This window comes from Saccharibacillus sp. O23 (assembly GCF_002205895.1).
Classification (GTDB): Bacteria; Bacillota; Bacilli; order Paenibacillales; family Paenibacillaceae; genus Saccharibacillus.
On record NZ_NJDE01000021.1, the window covers coordinates 40,576 to 56,148 of the forward strand.

At 58.4% G+C, this 15,573-nt stretch carries 13 protein-coding genes; 4 read left to right on the forward strand and 9 right to left on the reverse strand.

Going from position 1 to position 15,573, the window contains the following annotated elements:
- Window positions 1-36 precede the first annotated feature (36 nt).
- Both CDO73_RS21065 and CDO73_RS21070 read right to left on the reverse strand, forming a co-directional pair.
- Window positions 37-348 carry a hypothetical protein gene (locus CDO73_RS21065; protein ID WP_088490501.1) on the reverse strand — a complete coding sequence of 104 codons (312 nt, stop codon included), beginning with the start codon at window positions 346-348 and terminating at the stop codon, window positions 37-39.
- Between the two features lie 44 nt (window positions 349-392).
- On the reverse strand, window positions 393-1,481 hold the full coding sequence (locus CDO73_RS21070; protein ID WP_088490502.1) for a D-alanine--D-alanine ligase: 1,089 nt from the start codon (window positions 1,479-1,481) through the stop codon (window positions 393-395).
- Between the two features lie 318 nt (window positions 1,482-1,799).
- Between CDO73_RS21070 and acnA the strand changes: the two genes are divergently transcribed.
- Window positions 1,800-4,535: an aconitate hydratase AcnA gene (acnA, locus tag CDO73_RS21075; RefSeq protein WP_088490503.1), complete on the forward strand. Its 2,736-nt coding sequence runs from the start codon at window positions 1,800-1,802 to the stop codon at window positions 4,533-4,535.
- A gap of 324 nt (window positions 4,536-4,859) precedes the next feature.
- Window positions 4,860-5,312: a GNAT family N-acetyltransferase gene (locus CDO73_RS21085; RefSeq protein ID WP_373446996.1), complete on the forward strand. Its 453-nt coding sequence runs from the start codon at window positions 4,860-4,862 to the stop codon at window positions 5,310-5,312.
- Window positions 5,313-5,549: 237 nt separating this feature from the next.
- On the opposite strand, the gene CDO73_RS21090 is transcribed toward CDO73_RS21085, so the two are convergent.
- From CDO73_RS21090 to CDO73_RS21110, 5 genes are all read right to left on the reverse strand, one after another.
- Window positions 5,550-6,062, reverse strand: coding sequence for a GNAT family N-acetyltransferase (locus CDO73_RS21090; RefSeq protein WP_088490506.1), 513 nt, complete (start codon window positions 6,060-6,062; stop codon window positions 5,550-5,552).
- Window positions 6,063-6,443: 381 nt separating this feature from the next.
- Window positions 6,444-7,190: a metallophosphoesterase gene (locus CDO73_RS21095; protein ID WP_088490507.1), complete on the reverse strand. Its 747-nt coding sequence runs from the start codon at window positions 7,188-7,190 to the stop codon at window positions 6,444-6,446.
- A 50-nt stretch (window positions 7,191-7,240) separates the two neighbouring features.
- Entirely contained in the window at window positions 7,241-8,461 is a 1,221-nt protein-coding gene (locus CDO73_RS21100; protein WP_088490508.1) for an ABC transporter ATP-binding protein, read from the reverse strand.
- Entirely contained in the window at window positions 8,458-10,143 is a 1,686-nt protein-coding gene (locus CDO73_RS21105; RefSeq protein WP_088490509.1) for an ABC transporter permease, read from the reverse strand. The genes CDO73_RS21100 and CDO73_RS21105 overlap by 4 nt, the downstream gene beginning before the upstream one ends.
- Before the next feature lie 9 nt (window positions 10,144-10,152).
- Entirely contained in the window at window positions 10,153-11,280 is a 1,128-nt protein-coding gene (locus tag CDO73_RS21110; protein WP_088490510.1) for an extracellular solute-binding protein, read from the reverse strand.
- A 181-nt stretch (window positions 11,281-11,461) separates the two neighbouring features.
- On the opposite strand from CDO73_RS21110, the gene CDO73_RS21115 reads away from it, so the two are divergent.
- Window positions 11,462-12,358 carry a LysR family transcriptional regulator gene (locus tag CDO73_RS21115; protein WP_088490511.1) on the forward strand — a complete coding sequence of 299 codons (897 nt, stop codon included), beginning with the start codon at window positions 11,462-11,464 and terminating at the stop codon, window positions 12,356-12,358.
- 50 nt (window positions 12,359-12,408) lie between these two features.
- Here CDO73_RS21115 and CDO73_RS21120 read toward each other — a convergent pair whose 3' ends face one another.
- Window positions 12,409-13,191, reverse strand: coding sequence for a hypothetical protein (locus CDO73_RS21120; protein ID WP_088490512.1), 783 nt, complete (start codon window positions 13,189-13,191; stop codon window positions 12,409-12,411).
- A 52-nt stretch (window positions 13,192-13,243) separates the two neighbouring features.
- On the reverse strand, window positions 13,244-13,987 hold the full coding sequence (locus CDO73_RS21125; RefSeq protein WP_088490513.1) for an IclR family transcriptional regulator: 744 nt from the start codon (window positions 13,985-13,987) through the stop codon (window positions 13,244-13,246).
- Window positions 13,988-14,379: 392 nt separating this feature from the next.
- Between CDO73_RS21125 and CDO73_RS21130 the strand changes: the two genes are divergently transcribed.
- A complete protein-coding gene (locus tag CDO73_RS21130) occupies window positions 14,380-15,441 on the forward strand; it encodes an alpha/beta hydrolase (RefSeq protein ID WP_088490514.1) in 1,062 nt (353 codons plus the stop codon).
- Window positions 15,442-15,573 lie beyond the last annotated feature (132 nt).

The window sequence follows — 15,573 nt, forward strand, 5'->3', positions numbered from 1 at the left end:
GACCTGGTACAGAGTAGTAGTTGCCCGTAAACTTCGTTATTCCGCGAAAAACATTTCTTGCCCGAGCGCCGTCAGCACGCGAACTTCTTCTTCCGTGAGCTTGCGGACCAGATCCAGCTCGACCTGCGTGATCTCTTGGCCTTGAAAATTGATCTCCGCGATCGAGGCCGTGATCAGCACGATCGCGATCGCTCGGTTGTCCGGCGTGTAGGCGATCGCTTTCTGCCCGGTCGGAAAAATGCGGAACCCGTCTTTGCGAAGCTTGCCGCGCCCGTATTCCAGCACCTCGTACAGTTCTTGCTCGTTCTTGAACTTGCAGATCGAATTGAACTCCGTTTCGAATCCCATGGTTACCGGCTCCCTTCGAACGTCTCGGAATGGATAGAAGCTTCTTACATTTTATACTGAAGGCTCGTTCTTGCCGAGTGGCGTTCGAGCGCCAATTCGATCAAGCGATCGAGCAAAGCCGCGTAAGACATGCCCGTCTCTCTCCACAGCAGCGGATACATGCTGAACGGCGTGAAGCCCGGCATCGTATTGACTTCGTTGATCAGAATCTTGTTGTCCGAACGGCGAACGAAGAAGTCCGCGCGGCATAGGCCGCTGCCTTCGACCGCTTTGAACGCCCGAACCGCCAGCTCGCGGAGCGAATCGGCAAGGTCGGCGTCGACCGGGGCCGGGATCAACATCTCGGACTTGCCGTCGATGTATTTGGCGTTATAGTCGTAGTAATCGCCGGAAGACACGATCTCGCCCGGGATCGAAGCCTGCGGATCGTCGTTGCCGAGCACGCCCACTTCCAGCTCGCGGCCGTCGATAAAGGTCTCGATCAGCACCTTGCGGTCGTAACGCAGCGCCGTCTCGACGGCGGCGATCAGCGATTCCTGATCGTTCGCTTTGGAGATGCCTACGCTGGAACCCAAGTTAGCCGGTTTGACGAAGCAAGGATATCCGAGCTTGGTCTCGGCTTCTTGGAGCAGCCCGTGACGGTTGGTCCGCCAATCCCGTTCGATGAAGGCGATGTATTCGCCCTGCTCGAGGCCGGCGGCCGCGAACAGTTTCTTCATGACGTCTTTGTCCATGCCCGCCGAAGAGGACAGCACGCCCGCTCCCACGTAAGGCAGCCCGGCCATCTCGAACAATCCTTGGATCGTTCCGTCTTCTCCGAACGTGCCGTGCAGCAGCGGGAACATGACGTCGATCCGGCTGTCTCGGCCGCTCAAGGAAGCGAACATCGCGCCGGCCGCTTCGGCCGTTCCGCCGGCTGCCGATTCGAGTTTCATGTCGTCGATCGATTTCATCGGTTCGTCAAGGACGGAGCCCATTCGCCATTCGCCTTGAAGGGTAATATAGAAAGGAATGATCGTGTATTTCGCGTAATCGAATGCGTTCATCACCGCGAAACCGGTTTGCAGCGAAATCTCGTGTTCGCCCGATTTGCCGCCGTATACCAGTCCTACGGTTACTTTGTTTGCTGTCATGTACAGGCCTCCGTCAATTCATTAAAATCCCTTCTATCAGTATAGTGGATGGACGGTCCGCCTGCAAAGAAAACACGCATACCGCACGCCCGCGAAATTAGAAATGCCGCGGCCGTTCGAAGGGAAAAAGGACTTTACGCGCCGGATTGTAAACGTTATAATTAAATTAAGAATTTTTGAAATTTGGTTTCACTAAATGAAACACCTTCAGAACAACCCAATACGCATCACGCTTTTTCGTTCGTCGCAGCGTCGCCGCGTCCGTTATCCGAACGCGGCCGCGCAACTGCTTCATCCCATTTCCGAGGAGGTACACTCATGGCTTTGTCCGATCAATTCTCCGCCGCCCGCACGCTCGAATCCGGCGGCAAGTCTTACCGTTATTACAGCCTGAAGGCACTGGAAGAACAAGGACTCGGCAGCATCTCGAAGCTTCCGTTCTCGATCCGCGTTCTGCTCGAAGCGGCCGTTCGCCAATTCGACGGACGCGCGATTACCGAAGAACACGTCAACCAGATCGCTCGTTGGAACGTCGATCGCGATGCCAATAAGGAAATTCCGTTCATTCCGGCGCGTATCGTACTTCAGGACTTCACCGGCGTGCCGGTCGTCGTCGATCTGGCGGCTATGCGCGATACCGTGAAGCAAAGCGGCGGCGACCCGAAACAAATCAATCCGCTCGTTCCGGTCGATCTCGTCATCGACCACTCCGTCATGGTCGACGCGTTCGGCACGGAAGACGCGCTGGATTTCAATATCAATCTCGAATTCGAACGCAACGAAGAACGTTACCGTTTCCTGCGCTGGGCGCAAACGGCATTCGATAACTTCCGCGCCGTTCCGCCTTCCACGGGCATCGTGCACCAAGTTAACTTGGAGTACCTCGCTTCCGTAGCGGCGACCAAAGTCATCGACGGCGAAACTTACGTCTTCCCGGATTCCCTCGTGGGCACGGACTCCCATACGACCATGATCAACGGTCTTGGCGTCGTCGGTTGGGGCGTAGGCGGCATCGAAGCGGAAGCCGGCATGCTCGGCCAACCGCTCTACTTCGTCACGCCTGACGTCATCGGCTTCAAACTGACGGGCAGCCTCGCGGAAGGCGCGACGGCGACCGACCTTGCGCTGACCGTTACCGAAATGCTGCGCAAAAAAGGCGTCGTCGGCAAATTCGTCGAGTTCTACGGTCCGGGCCTGAGCAACATCGGTCTGGCCGACCGCGCGACGGTCGCCAACATGGCGCCGGAATACGGCGCGACGGTGGGCTTCTTCCCGGTCGACTCCGAGACGCTGACTTACCTGCGCAACACGGGACGCGCCGACGAGCAGATCGAGCTGGTCGAGCAGTACTACCGCGCGCAAGGCATGTTCCGTACGGACGATATGGCCGATCCGGACTTCAGCGACGTCATCGAACTGGATCTGGGTTCGGTCGTGCCGAGCTTGGCGGGACCTAAGCGTCCGCAGGACCGTATCGAGCTGACGAACATGAAGAGCAACTTCGAAGGCATCGTGCGCACGCCGGTCGACAAAGGCGGTTACGGCCTGAGCGACGAGAAGATCGCGGAGAAAGTCACGGTCAACCACAAGAACGGCAAGACCAGCGAGATGAGCGCCGGCGCCGTCGTGATCGCGGCGATCACGAGCTGCACGAACACGTCCAACCCGAGCGTCATGCTGGGCGCGGGCCTGCTCGCGAAGAAAGCCGTCGAACGCGGCTTGACCCGTCCGGAATACGTCAAGACCAGCTTGACGCCGGGTTCCCTGATCGTTACGGACTATCTGTACAAAGCCGGCCTGATGGAACCGCTCGAGAAGCTCGGCTTCTACGTGGCCGGTTACGGCTGCGCGACCTGCATCGGCAACTCCGGCCCGCTGCCGGACGAAGTCGCTCAAGTCATCACGGATAACGATATGACGGTCGCGGGCGTACTGTCCGGCAACCGGAACTTCGAAGGCCGCGTGCACGCGCAGGTCAAAATGAACTATCTGGCTTCGCCGCCGCTCGTCGTCGCTTACGCGCTGGCCGGCACGGTGAACATCGATATGGCGACGGAACCGCTCGGTTACGACCAACAAGGCGAGCCGGTCTTCCTCAAAGACATCTGGCCGACTTCGCAGGAGATCCGCGACGCGGTCGCGATGGCGATCACGCCGGAAATGTTCCGCCTGAAATACGCCAACGTCTTCACCGCCAACGAACGTTGGAACCAGATCGAAGTGCCGGAAGGCGAACTGTACGAGTGGGATTCGAACTCCACGTACATCCAGAACCCTCCGTTCTTCCGTCATCTGAACGAGGGTCTCAAAGACCTCGCGGATATCAAACAAGCTCGCGCGCTGGCGCTCATGGGCGATTCGGTTACGACCGACCACATCTCGCCTGCGGGCAACATCGCGCCTAAGAGCCCGGCCGGACTGTATCTCGCCGAGCACGGCGTGGAACGCAAAGACTTCAACTCCTACGGCTCGCGCCGCGGTAACCACGAAGTCATGATGCGCGGCACGTTCGCCAATATCCGGATTCGCAACCAAGTGGCTCCGGGCACGGAAGGCGGCGTGACCAAATATCTGCCGACCGACGAAGTGATGTCCATCTACGATGCTTCGATGAAGTATCAAGACGAAGGCCAGAACCTGGTCGTTATCGCCGGCAAAGAATACGGTACGGGCAGCTCCCGCGACTGGGCGGCCAAAGGCACGATGCTGCTGGGCGTCAAAGCCGTCATCGCCGAAAGCTTCGAACGGATTCACCGCAGCAACCTCGTCGGCATGGGCGTTCTGCCTCTGCAATTCGAGGAAGGTTCGAGTTGGAAATCCCTCGGCCTCGACGGACGCGAGACTTTCGATATTCTCGGCCTGAGCAACGACGTGAAACCGGGTCAGAAATTGACCGTTGCCGTCACGCGCGAAGACGGAACGAAGTTCGAGTTCAACGCGATCGCCCGTCTCGACAGCATGGTCGATATCGACTACTACTACAACGGCGGTATCCTGCAAACGGTACTGCGTCAGATGATGAAGTCCGGAAGCAGCGAGCCGAAACAAGGCTAAGTTTTAGGCTTCCGAAGCGCCTTTCTTCGAAAGGCTGAGGCTTATGCTTTCGAAGTGCCTTTCTTCGAAAGGCTGAGGCTTCGTTTGATCGACTTTGTTGAATAAAAAACGCTCCATCTCGTCTTCTCGGCGGATGGAGCGTTTTTGCGTGCTCGGAAACGCGGGAGCTCGAAGCTCGATTCTGCCGTTTTTCTGCGCTACAATAGGCTTTATACGCGTTTTGCAGGACCTGCCGCTCGATCTTTGCGTTTGCGTTTGCGTCGATTTACCTACATTCATCGATAAGGAGGACTTCGCATGCCCGCTGCTCCGTCCTATGAACATTTGGAGATCCGTCCCCTTTCCGATCCGGAAGAACGGCCGATCGATCTGCTGCTGCTCGCCGATCCGTCCCGCGCGCTCGTGGAAGATTACGCGCGCCGCGGAAGCTGTTTCGTCGCCGAGTCGGACAAGAAGATTCTCGGCGTCTATGTGCTGCTGCCGACCCGACCCGAAACGGCGGAACTGGTGAACGTCGCCGTAGACGAGAACTACCACGGCCGCGGCATCGGCAAAAAGCTGGTGCTGCACGCCGTCGAATCGGCGCGCGAAGCCCGCTATCGCACGCTCGAAGTCGGTACGGGCAATTCCAGCGTCGGCCAACTGGCGCTGTACCAGAAATGCGGCTTCCGGATCGTCGGCGTGGACTTGGACTTCTTCGTTCGGCATTACGACGAGCCGATCTACGAGAACGGCATCCGCTGCCGCGACATGATCCGGTTGTCGATGGATCTGTAAGGCGGCCGGGGATCACGATCGGAGAGCGGCTTCCGGATCTCCGAACCTCGCAGCCGCGCGCTGTCGGCTTCTGCGAAGTCAGCCGCCTAAGCGTGCGGCAACGACGATGATTGCGTACGTCAAAAAGCGGCAGGAGCGAGGAACCTTCCTCGATATCCTGCCGCTTTTTCGCGCGTTTGCGATCTGTCGCATGAGCGCGCGATCGCATTCCCTGATCTTCTTTCGGCAAACCGAAGCTTACTCCGCCGGAACCGGGATTTCTTTTTCCATCACGAAATCGTCCATCACGTATCCGTTCCCGATATCGGCGACTTGTTCGCGCACCTTGCGGAATCCTTTTTTCTCGTACACGGCGATGCTCGAAGCATTGTCGCGGTTCACCGTCAACCAGATCCGGTCCAAACCGCGGTCGGCGCACAGCCGTTCCAGAAACGCGTTCGCATGGCTGGCGTATCCTTTGCCACGGTGCCGCTTGTCGATATACAGCTTGCTCAGGAACAGCCGGCCGTCTTCCTGCTTGATGCCCATATAGCCGACCGTCTCGCTGCCTCGGCGCAGCAAATAATATTCATAACCTTGATGCCCGATCTGGGCGGTAATCGCCGGGAGCGATTGATATTTCTCCACCATGTAATCGACCTGATCGCGGCCGATCAGAGCGACATAATATTCTCCCCAGATCGCGGCCGCCAGCATGGCGACCTCCGCGATGTCTTCGTGCGTCTCCACTTTCGGGAACGTTAATTCCATGTTCGATGTCCGCCTTTCCGCTTAGGATCGGGATGATTGTCATCCATGATTTCTCATCATAGAAGCTTTAGCCGAAAAAAGCAAAAAGCGGTCGCTTTGGTTATCTTGCTCCGGCGCTAACGGAACGAGGAGACGCTTAAAACGGATTTTCGGCCTTATCGAAAATCTAACGGAACGAGCGAACGCTTAGACGATAAAAATAGCGATTTTATCAGGTTTTTGTCCTTTGTTGTATCGCTAACGGAATGAGGTTGCGTTAGCGATACGACAAGAGGCGAAACGCGGCTGTAACGGATCTGTGTTCCGTTACGCTCCGACGACCTCGATTCGACGCAAAAGACTTTGCCGAGTCGCCCCTTCGGAGGTTTGAGTAAGGACGCTTTACGATTCCGAGAGCGCGGTTTCCGCCGCTCCCGTGCCTGCTTGCCGCTCGCCGCTTGCGGACACGTCAAGCCTACGGCGGCGCAAATCCCCGTACAGCCGGCCGGGAGCGGTCGAGCACGAATACGCGATGCCGTTCGTCAGGTCGAGCAGCGTCAAACGCAGACCGTGTTTGGCACCGGTGTCGATCGCGAGGCGACGTTCGCCGTGCCAGACCGAGCCGGGCGCGGCGCCCAGCTTGAAGGTCGGCGTATGGCCGAACACGATCGTTCGGCCGCCGATTCCCGTTCCGGCGAAGTCCGCTTCGCCCGCGTACCAGAATTCTTCGCGGATCTCGGTGACGTCGCGCAGCGTCTGCCGCTCCAGCGGCACGCCGGGACGGAAGCCGGCGTGCACGAACAGGAAGCCGCCGGCTTCCGCGCAGTGCGGCAGTTCCCGCAGCCAACCGAGCCGAGCTTCGGCCGGACGCCGCACGGCGGGCGGCAGCGCCAGCAGCTTCAAATCGTGATTGCCGGGCAGGGCGATCGCCCCTCCCGCCGTCAATTCGGCGATCCGGCCGAGGAGGCTCCAAGTGGCCGGATCGGTGTCGATATAATCGCCGCCCAGAATCAATTGATCCCGGGACGGATCGTATGCGGCCTCCCGCAGCAGGAGGTCCAGTCCTTCGCCGTGCCCGTGAATATCGGACACGGCCAGCAGCCGTTCGAACGGCCGGGCGGGAGTCGCGGGCAGATCGGAAAGCTTCATGGCGCTCCACCGCCTTTCTTGTCTGGATTGCAGCGCGACGGGCCTGCGCTCTAGGCCCGGTACAGCAGCGCCGCCTCGCGCGGCAGCGCCAGTTCGACCTCTTCGCCCGGCGTTACGGGCGAAGCATGCAGCAGGTACGCCCGGCCTCCGCCCGCCGTCTCGGCGAGCGAACGCCAGCGCGTGCCTTCGAACGTGCCGTGCACGACGCGGAAGGACATCGTTCCGCGTGCGGCGGCCGCGCCGGAGCCGCCGCGCGCGCCGCCGATGCCGGCGCCGCTTCTGCCTGCGGCGTCGCCGGCCTGCGCGACCAGCTCCTCCGGGCGAAAGCGCAGCTCACCGCGCTCGCCTTCGCGCGGCGCTTCGCCTTCGCCGCAGTAGATGCCGGACACGGTCCCGGCATCGGTGACCAGCGCAAGGCCGCCGTCCGCCGCCCGCGCGAAGTGCCCTTCGAGGCGATTGATCGCGCCGAGCAGCGAGGCCGCCTCGCGGCTGGCCGGACGCCGGAAACATTTTTCCGGCGTCGCGAATTGATCCACCGCGCCTTCGCGCATGATCAGCAGGCGATCGGCCATCGCGAACGCTTCTTCGGGATCGTGCGTGACGTGGAACACGCTGATGCCCAGCCGCCGGAACAGCACGGCCATCTCCGTGCGCATCTCGATCCGCAGCCGCATGTCCAGATTGGACAGCGGCTCGTCGAGCAGCATCAGGCGCGGTTCGGTCACGATCGCGCGGGCGATCGCCACGCGCTGCTGCTGGCCGCCGGACAGCTGAGGCGGCAGCCGGTCTTCCAGCCCGCCGAGGCGCAGCAGATTCAGCGCTTCGTCCACTTTCGCGCGGATCGCGCGTTTGTCCATCTTCTTCTGCTTCAGGCCGTAAGCGATATTGTCGAACACGCTCATATGCGGCCACAGCGCGTAGTCTTGGAACACCATGTTGACGCCGCGTTTCTCCGGCGGCACCATGCCCGAAGCGGACGCGATGCTCCGCCCGGACAGCAGAATCTGCCCGCCGTCCGGTTTGGCCAGTCCGGCGACGAGCTGGAGCAGCGTCGATTTGCCGCAGCCCGACGGACCGAGCACGCTGATGATTTCGCCTTCGCGCAGATCGAGCGAGACGCCTTTGAGCGCCCGGAACTTGCCGTAGGTCTTGACCACGTCTTGAATCTCCAGCAGTTTGGGCGCGGCCCCTTGTTCCTGTTGACCTTCCGCCCGCCCGCTTTCTTCGCGCGGCTTGTTTTTTCGGTTCCATTGTTCGTTCAACGCGCTCATACGCTCGCTCCTTTTCTGCGGAACAGCCGTTCCAAGATCATCATGATGCCGACGACGAGACCTCCGCCCGCCACCGTGGCGGCCGACGCGTAACCGAAACGCAGATCTTCGAACGCGTCGTCGATCGCGACCGGCAGCGTCTCGAAATTCGGCGGAAACAAGATCGAATTGACGGCCAGATCGAACACGCATGCGCCGAAAGCGGCCAATCCGGCGGATACCAGCGCTCCGCGTACCAGCGGCGCGAGAATATGCCGAATGCGGCTGATCAGCGATCCGCCCTGCATCTGGGCCGCGTCGAGCAGGCTTTCCGGCACTTTGGCCATCGCTCCGGTCATTACGCGGGTGATGACCGGTATCGCGCCGGCGATCGCCGCCAACACGAGGATCCCGGGTTTGCCGTACAAACGGATGCCGAGACTTTCCAACCACGGCTGATTCCAAACGAAGATATAGCCGATGCCGAGCACGACGCCGGGAACGGCGAACGAGATCAGCGAAGCGGTCTCGATTCCCCTTTTGAACCGGAAACGCGAATACGACAGCACGAAGCTTGCGGCCAGTCCCACGATCAATCCGATCGCGGCGGCGCAAGAAGCGATCAGCAGCGAGCGGCCGAGTCCCGGCAGCAGCGAATGGCTTTCGGACAGCAGCGACGCATAGTTGTCCAGCGTCAGATTCGAAGCCGTCAGTCCTCCGGTCTGAAGCTTGAGCAGCGACATCACGACGCTCGATCCGATCGGAATGCCGATCACGATCAGCAGCAGCAGCGCGTTGCCGACGCCAAGCGCCCAAGTCAAGCGGCGTCCGGCGGCCTTCGGTTCGGTCGGAACCGCGCGGCCGCCCAGCACGTCGTAACGAGAGCGGCGCAGCACCCAGAACTGAAGCAGCATCGCGATCGCGATGAGCAGCACCAGATAGAGCGACAGCACGCCGGCCATATCGAAACGGATCGGCGACGTATAGATCGCGGAATAGATCGAATACGGCAGCGTCGGGAATCGGTATACGGCCGCGACGGCCGAAGGCAGGCCGAAATCGCCGATCGCGTCCATGAAGACGAGCGCCATGCCCGACAAGATCGCCGGCAGCAGCAGCGGGACCTGCACCGTCCGCCAGACTTTGAACGGACTCGCTCCGCATAATCTCGCCGCGTCCGACAGCATCTCGACTTTCCATTCCATCGCCGCTTTGACGCTCAGGTAAGCCAGCGGAAATTTGCACAGCGTCATGACCGCGATCAGGCCGGCCGGCTGAAAGACCGCTCCCGATACCCAATGCCAACCCAAGACCGAAGCCGCCAAGCCGCTGCCGGTCGAGAACATGATCCAGCCCTGCGCCAGAATGAACGACGGCATGATGAACAGTACCCAAGCGGCGGCGTCGAGCAGCCTTGCGCCGGGGAACTTCCACTGCATGCGCGCCATCGCCAGCACCGTGCCGAGCAGGGTCCCCAGCACGGCGGTACCGACGCCGAGCAGCAGCGAATTTTCCAGAGACTTGCGCCACAGCGGACGCTCGAACAGATCCAGCAGCAGACCGGGATCGCCGATATTCAACGAGCCGAAGAAAATCCCGGGCAGCAGCACCTGAACGATGACCGCCGCCAGCGGGAACAGGACCAGCACGGCCAGAGCGATCGTGACCGCCCAGCCGAGCCGGTTGCTATTCAGTCGAAGCATAAGCTGCCCTTACTGGATCGCCTGGTCGGCGAACCATTGTTTGATCTCCGCTTCGTGCTCGCTGGCCCAAGCGGCGTCGGCGATGTTGAGTTTGGCGTTCGGCTCGCGGTCCGGTTTCGTTTTCGCGCCTTCCGCGGAAGGTTCGAAGTAGCTCTCGTCCCCTTCGTCGATCAACTGCTGCTGCACCTGCGGATCGAGCAGGAAATTGACGAATTCTTTGGCGACGGCCGCGTGCTTCGTGTCTTTCTGAATCGCCGCCACGCGCACCGAACCCGGCGCGCCTTCTGCCGGCCAGACGATCTTCACCGGTTCGCCGTCGTTCACCAGCGAGTAGGCGTTCGTTTCCTGAAGCATCGCCACGTCCACTTCGCCGGAAGTCAGCGCTTGGGCGACCTGCGGATTTTTCGGGTAGACGCGCATGCCGTTTTTCATCAGATCGCCGAAATACTGCTCGCCGCTTTCCATGCCTTTATTTTCGAAAAACCACGAAACGAACGGATAAGCCGGAGCGGCGATCGCCGGGTCCGCCGTGCCGATCCGGTCTTTGTAGACGTCTTTCGTCAGGTCCGCCCACGATTTCGGGGCGTCGGCTTCGGCGATTTCTTTGGTGTTGTAGACCAATACCCCTGCCGCGTGAGCGCCTGTCGGATAATACGCTTTGTCTTCCGGCACCTGCGCTTCGAATTGGTCTTTGAGCTTGCCCGCGTTGTCCGGCGTCCAGCCTTGCAGCAGTTGGCCTTGGCGATCCAGACCGTTGACGGACGGCATCGAGTCGATCCACAGCACGTCCCACTGCGGATTGCCTTTCTCCGCTTCCACTCTCGACATGATCTCCGCACCGTTGCCGACGACCACGTTCAGCTTGTAGCCCGTCTTTTTCTCGAACATGTCGCCGATGACGGCGTCGAAATCGTTCAGGTAGACGGTGATCTCTTCGCCTGCCGCAGGTTTCGCGTCGGCTGCCGTTTCGGTCGAAGCGGTCTCCGTCGAAGCCGCCGTCGCAGTCGTTTTGTTCGATGCCGCGCTGTCCGTCGAAGCCTGCGCCGTCGGTTGACCGCTGCCGTTTCCGCAGGCCGTCGTGAACGTCAGAAGCAGCAGCCCGAGCGCCGCCGTCGATTTCGTTTTCCAAAGTTTCATGAATGAGTGAGCCTCCCTGTATCCGTCTGGTTTGGTTTCTGACTTCACTTTATCAGCGCATTGTAAGAAAGCCGTAAAGGGTAACGGGGAGTTTTATTAAATCTATCTATATATATTGTTTTTGACCAAGATAAAATCTATACTACGCTCGACAGTCAATCGGAACGCGGGAGGGACAGGCATGAACGTGCAGCAGTTAAAAGTATTTCTGGAGGTCTGCCGGGTCGGCACGTTAAGCGCGGCCGCGCAGCGGCTGGAGCTGAAGCAGCCCACCGTCAGCTTTCATCTGCATAAACTGGAAGAGGAGCTGGGCGTGGAATTGTTCCGCAAACAGGCGCGCACGCTCCGCCCGACGGGCGCGGCCGAAGAGCTGCTGCCGTATGCCCGCCGCATCGTGACCCTGATGGACGAAGCTTCGCGGCAGATGCGTTCCCGCTCGGGCCTCGAGAAAGCGCGGCTGCGGCTGGGAGCCAGCTACACGCCGGCCACGTATTTCATGCCGCCTTATCTGGCCGAATTCCGCAGGCAGAACCCCGATATCGAACTTCAACTTACCGTGAAGCAGGCGGGCGGCACGCTCGCCATGCTGCGCGGCTACGAGATCGACGCGGCCGTCGTCTCGCTGCCGGACGGCGAAGAGAAAGGCCTGACGATCGTGCCGCTGATCGAAGACGAATTGCAGCTGGTGATGAATCCCGGCCATCCGCTCGTCCGCGAAAACGACCTGTCCGCCGAACGTCTTGCCCGCGAGACCTTCCTGCTGCACGAACCCGGCTCCACATCCCGACGCCTGACCGAAGACTGGGCCGACGCGATCGGCCTGACCTTCTCTTCGGCGATGGAACTCGGCGCGATCGAGACGATCAAAGAAACGCTGCGCTGCAACGACAGCGTTGCCGTCCTGCCGCTGCGCAGCGTGCTGCGCGAGACCGAAGCGGGCGAACTCGTCCGCCGTCCGCTGCCCGGTTACGTCAACCGCAGACGGATCTGCCTCGCCTATCGGGACGAGCCGATCTATTCCGCGCCGGTGCGGGCGTTTATAAAATATTTACAAGGGGGGATAGAAGAAAATAAATAACGATTTCAATAAAAAAACGGAATCTCAATTAGATTCCGTCATTTTTAGAGTCACTTTTTCCTTATAATCAAGAAGACCATAATCCCTCCTTGAACCATTGGTACAAGTAAATAAATTGAAGTAGGTAGAATAAAAAATAATAACGGCACCAATACCATTATAGAAATGCCAGTCCAAAATATAAATTTATCTCCTCGAAGATCATGCAACCCAGAAAATATAAAATCTAAACTTAGAGTTAACATCATTCCGGAAAACAACCAACTTAAAAATTTCACGAAGAATAGGCTCAGTTCCTCTTTGTTTTTAGAAGTTAGAACACCCTCTTCACCAATTGCAACTACAGACAGAACTGCAAGCACGATTACTATTGCGAAAAGCGGCCTGATAACTCTTGAAGCGAAATACATAATCTGTTCAATTCTTGTTTGTTTCTCATTTTGAGACGCGAATTTTTCTGCTTCCACCATAATAATCTTCTGTAGCGTGTCCAGCGAAGAAGGGGTTCTATTTACGTAATATTTTTGGATTTTTGCTCGTATTTTAAAATCCAGATAAGGAAATGCATCTCCCATGCTCATGACGACTTTATCTTGTGCAGCGGTATCTTTAATACTATACTTGTACACTGCCATTGCAGCGGCTAATTTGGATACCACTTCTTTGGATTTTAGATCATTATTTTGACGAAGCTTTTCATCTTCTGTATACATACTCAGGAAGGTTTTATAAAGAAAGAAAAATAAAGCTACAGCTAAAGAGATATAAAATTTTACTACAGCCTCCAAAGCTAAAAATCCGTTGTAAATCTCATTGAACAAATAAAATAACATCGCAGCCTCTTTTGTATTCGTCATTGTTAAGCAAAAATCATACATAAGGCATCTACCGAATCATCAAACTCATCTCCCGCGCCCGTTCCATCAACAGCGGCGCGTAGCTCTCCAGCTTCTCCACCGGCAGTCGGGCGAGCGGGCCGGACACCGACAGAGCCGCGGCCAAGTTCCCCTGCCGATCGAACACGGGAGCCGCGACGGACGTCGCGCCCTGCTCGCGTTCTTCGACGCTGATCGCGTAACCCGCGGCCCGGATGGCGCGCAGCTGATCGCGGAACGCCGTCCGTCCGAACGTGTCCGGCCACACCGGATCGCTCAGAATGTACTCCTGCTCCCGCTCGCTCGCGAAAGCGACGAGCACTTTGCTCGAAGCGCCGACGTACAGCGGAAGCCGGGCGCCGACCGGCGCGACGCGGCGGATCGCCTGCGTGCTCTGCACGGCTTGAATCCGCAGGCGTTCCCGCCCGTCGCGCACGTAGAGGCTGACCGTCTCGTCCAGCTCGTCGCGCAGCCGCTCCATCGACGGCAGCAGCAGCAGCGCCGGATCGTCGGTGTTCGACAAGTGCGCGGACAGCTCCCAGATTTTGATGCCGAGACGGTATTTCTCCGTGGACGCGTCCCGACTGACGAAGCCTTTTTCTTCGAGCGTCGTCATCAAGCGGTGCACGGTGCTCTTATGCAGGCCGACCTGCCCCGCGATCTCCGTCAGGCTCAAGCTGTTGCTTCGGGTAAAACACATCAATATATCGAGCGCACGCTCGACGGCCCTTACCGTTAATTTGCCGTCTTCCATACACGTCTACCTTCTCTCCGGTTCTCTATGGGCATTTTGGGGTTTCAATCGGCAGCGGACATGTTACACATATAAGAGATGCCGCTTCGCGGATCGTTTCTTCTGCTTCTAATATAGCATATTTACGTTTCATATAATGAAACATAAATAATTTTTATGAAACTTTCCGTGAATAAAAAGAGTTTCTTCGCTTAAGCCGACCGAAACGCAAAGTCCGTCCAGGACGGACAACGCATCATGCCGAACACGCGCGAAGTACACAGATCGACCGGATCGGCCGATATAAGAAACAGGTTTGACTTCGCTTCTTCGGGAGCATACCATAAAATAAAACAGCGTCATTTTTCAACACAATTCGAGTTTAGACTATAACAGAACAAGGAGAGACCGCGATGAATCCCGTTTCCGAAAGCGTCGCTCCGTCCCGGCAGCAAGAAACGCCGCAGGCGGACGACCACGTCAAGGAAATCTCGCCGGGCCGTCGCCGGTTGCGTAACATAGCCGTGGCTTTGTTTTTGTCGATTCTTTTCTTTATGATTTTCTGTTTTGTCGCGCTGCACGCTTATATCGCCTGGGTACTGTCCAATCCTACCGTCGCGCCGCTGTATTCGAACCCGAAGCAGGCGATCGGCGTGGAATATCAGGACGTCACGTTTCCCGCAGCTGACGGAAGCCGCACCATGCAGGGCTGGTATATCCCGGCCGAAGATGCGGATTCGAAGAAAACGATCGTGCTCAGTCACGGCTACGGAGCCAATCGCGAAGAGGTCTGGATCCCGATGTACGATATCGCGAATTACGCGCATCGGCTGAACTTTAACGTGATCATGTTCGATTACGGCTTCGCTTCCCACGGCAGCAAAGAAGTCGCCACGGGCGGCAAGAAAGAGACGCAGCAGCTTCTGGGAGCCGTCCATTACGCCAAGCAAAAAGGCGCCGAGCAGGTCGTCGTCTGGGGCTTCTCGATGGGCGGAGGCACGGCGCTGCAAGCGGCGCTGGTCAGCGACGACATCGATGCCATGATCTTGGACAGCGCGTTCCTGCTCCAACCGGACACGCTGTACCACAATATCCGGCAGAACATCCCGCTGCCTCGCCATCCGTCGCTGGAGATCCTCCAGATGCTGTTCCCGATCCTGAACGGAACGAGCCTCAATCAGATTCCGTACCAGAAAGTCGAAAAAGAAGACTACCCGATCCCGATCTTCTTTATCCACGGCACCGAGGATACCAAAGCGCCGTACGAGATCGCCGAGCAGTTGGCGGCCAATCAGACCAATCCGAACTCGCGCTCTTGGATCGTCGAAGGTTCGCACCACGAGCTGATCTTCCGCGAACACCCGCGCGAATATCTCCGCCGCGTATCCAATTTCTTGGGCGATATCCGTTTGGCGAAACAAGAAGAGATCAAACAAGGCGAATCGGGCGAAGGCGCCACGCTGCCGTCGCCTTAAGCGTTCCGAACGGCTGCGGGGCTATCCGCCTCGCGGTCCGTTTCTCTGATCCGGCTCTTGGTGCGCTCTCTGCGCACGAACAGAAAAAGCCGTTCCGAAACCCGCTCGAGCGGAGTTCGGAACGGCTTTTCT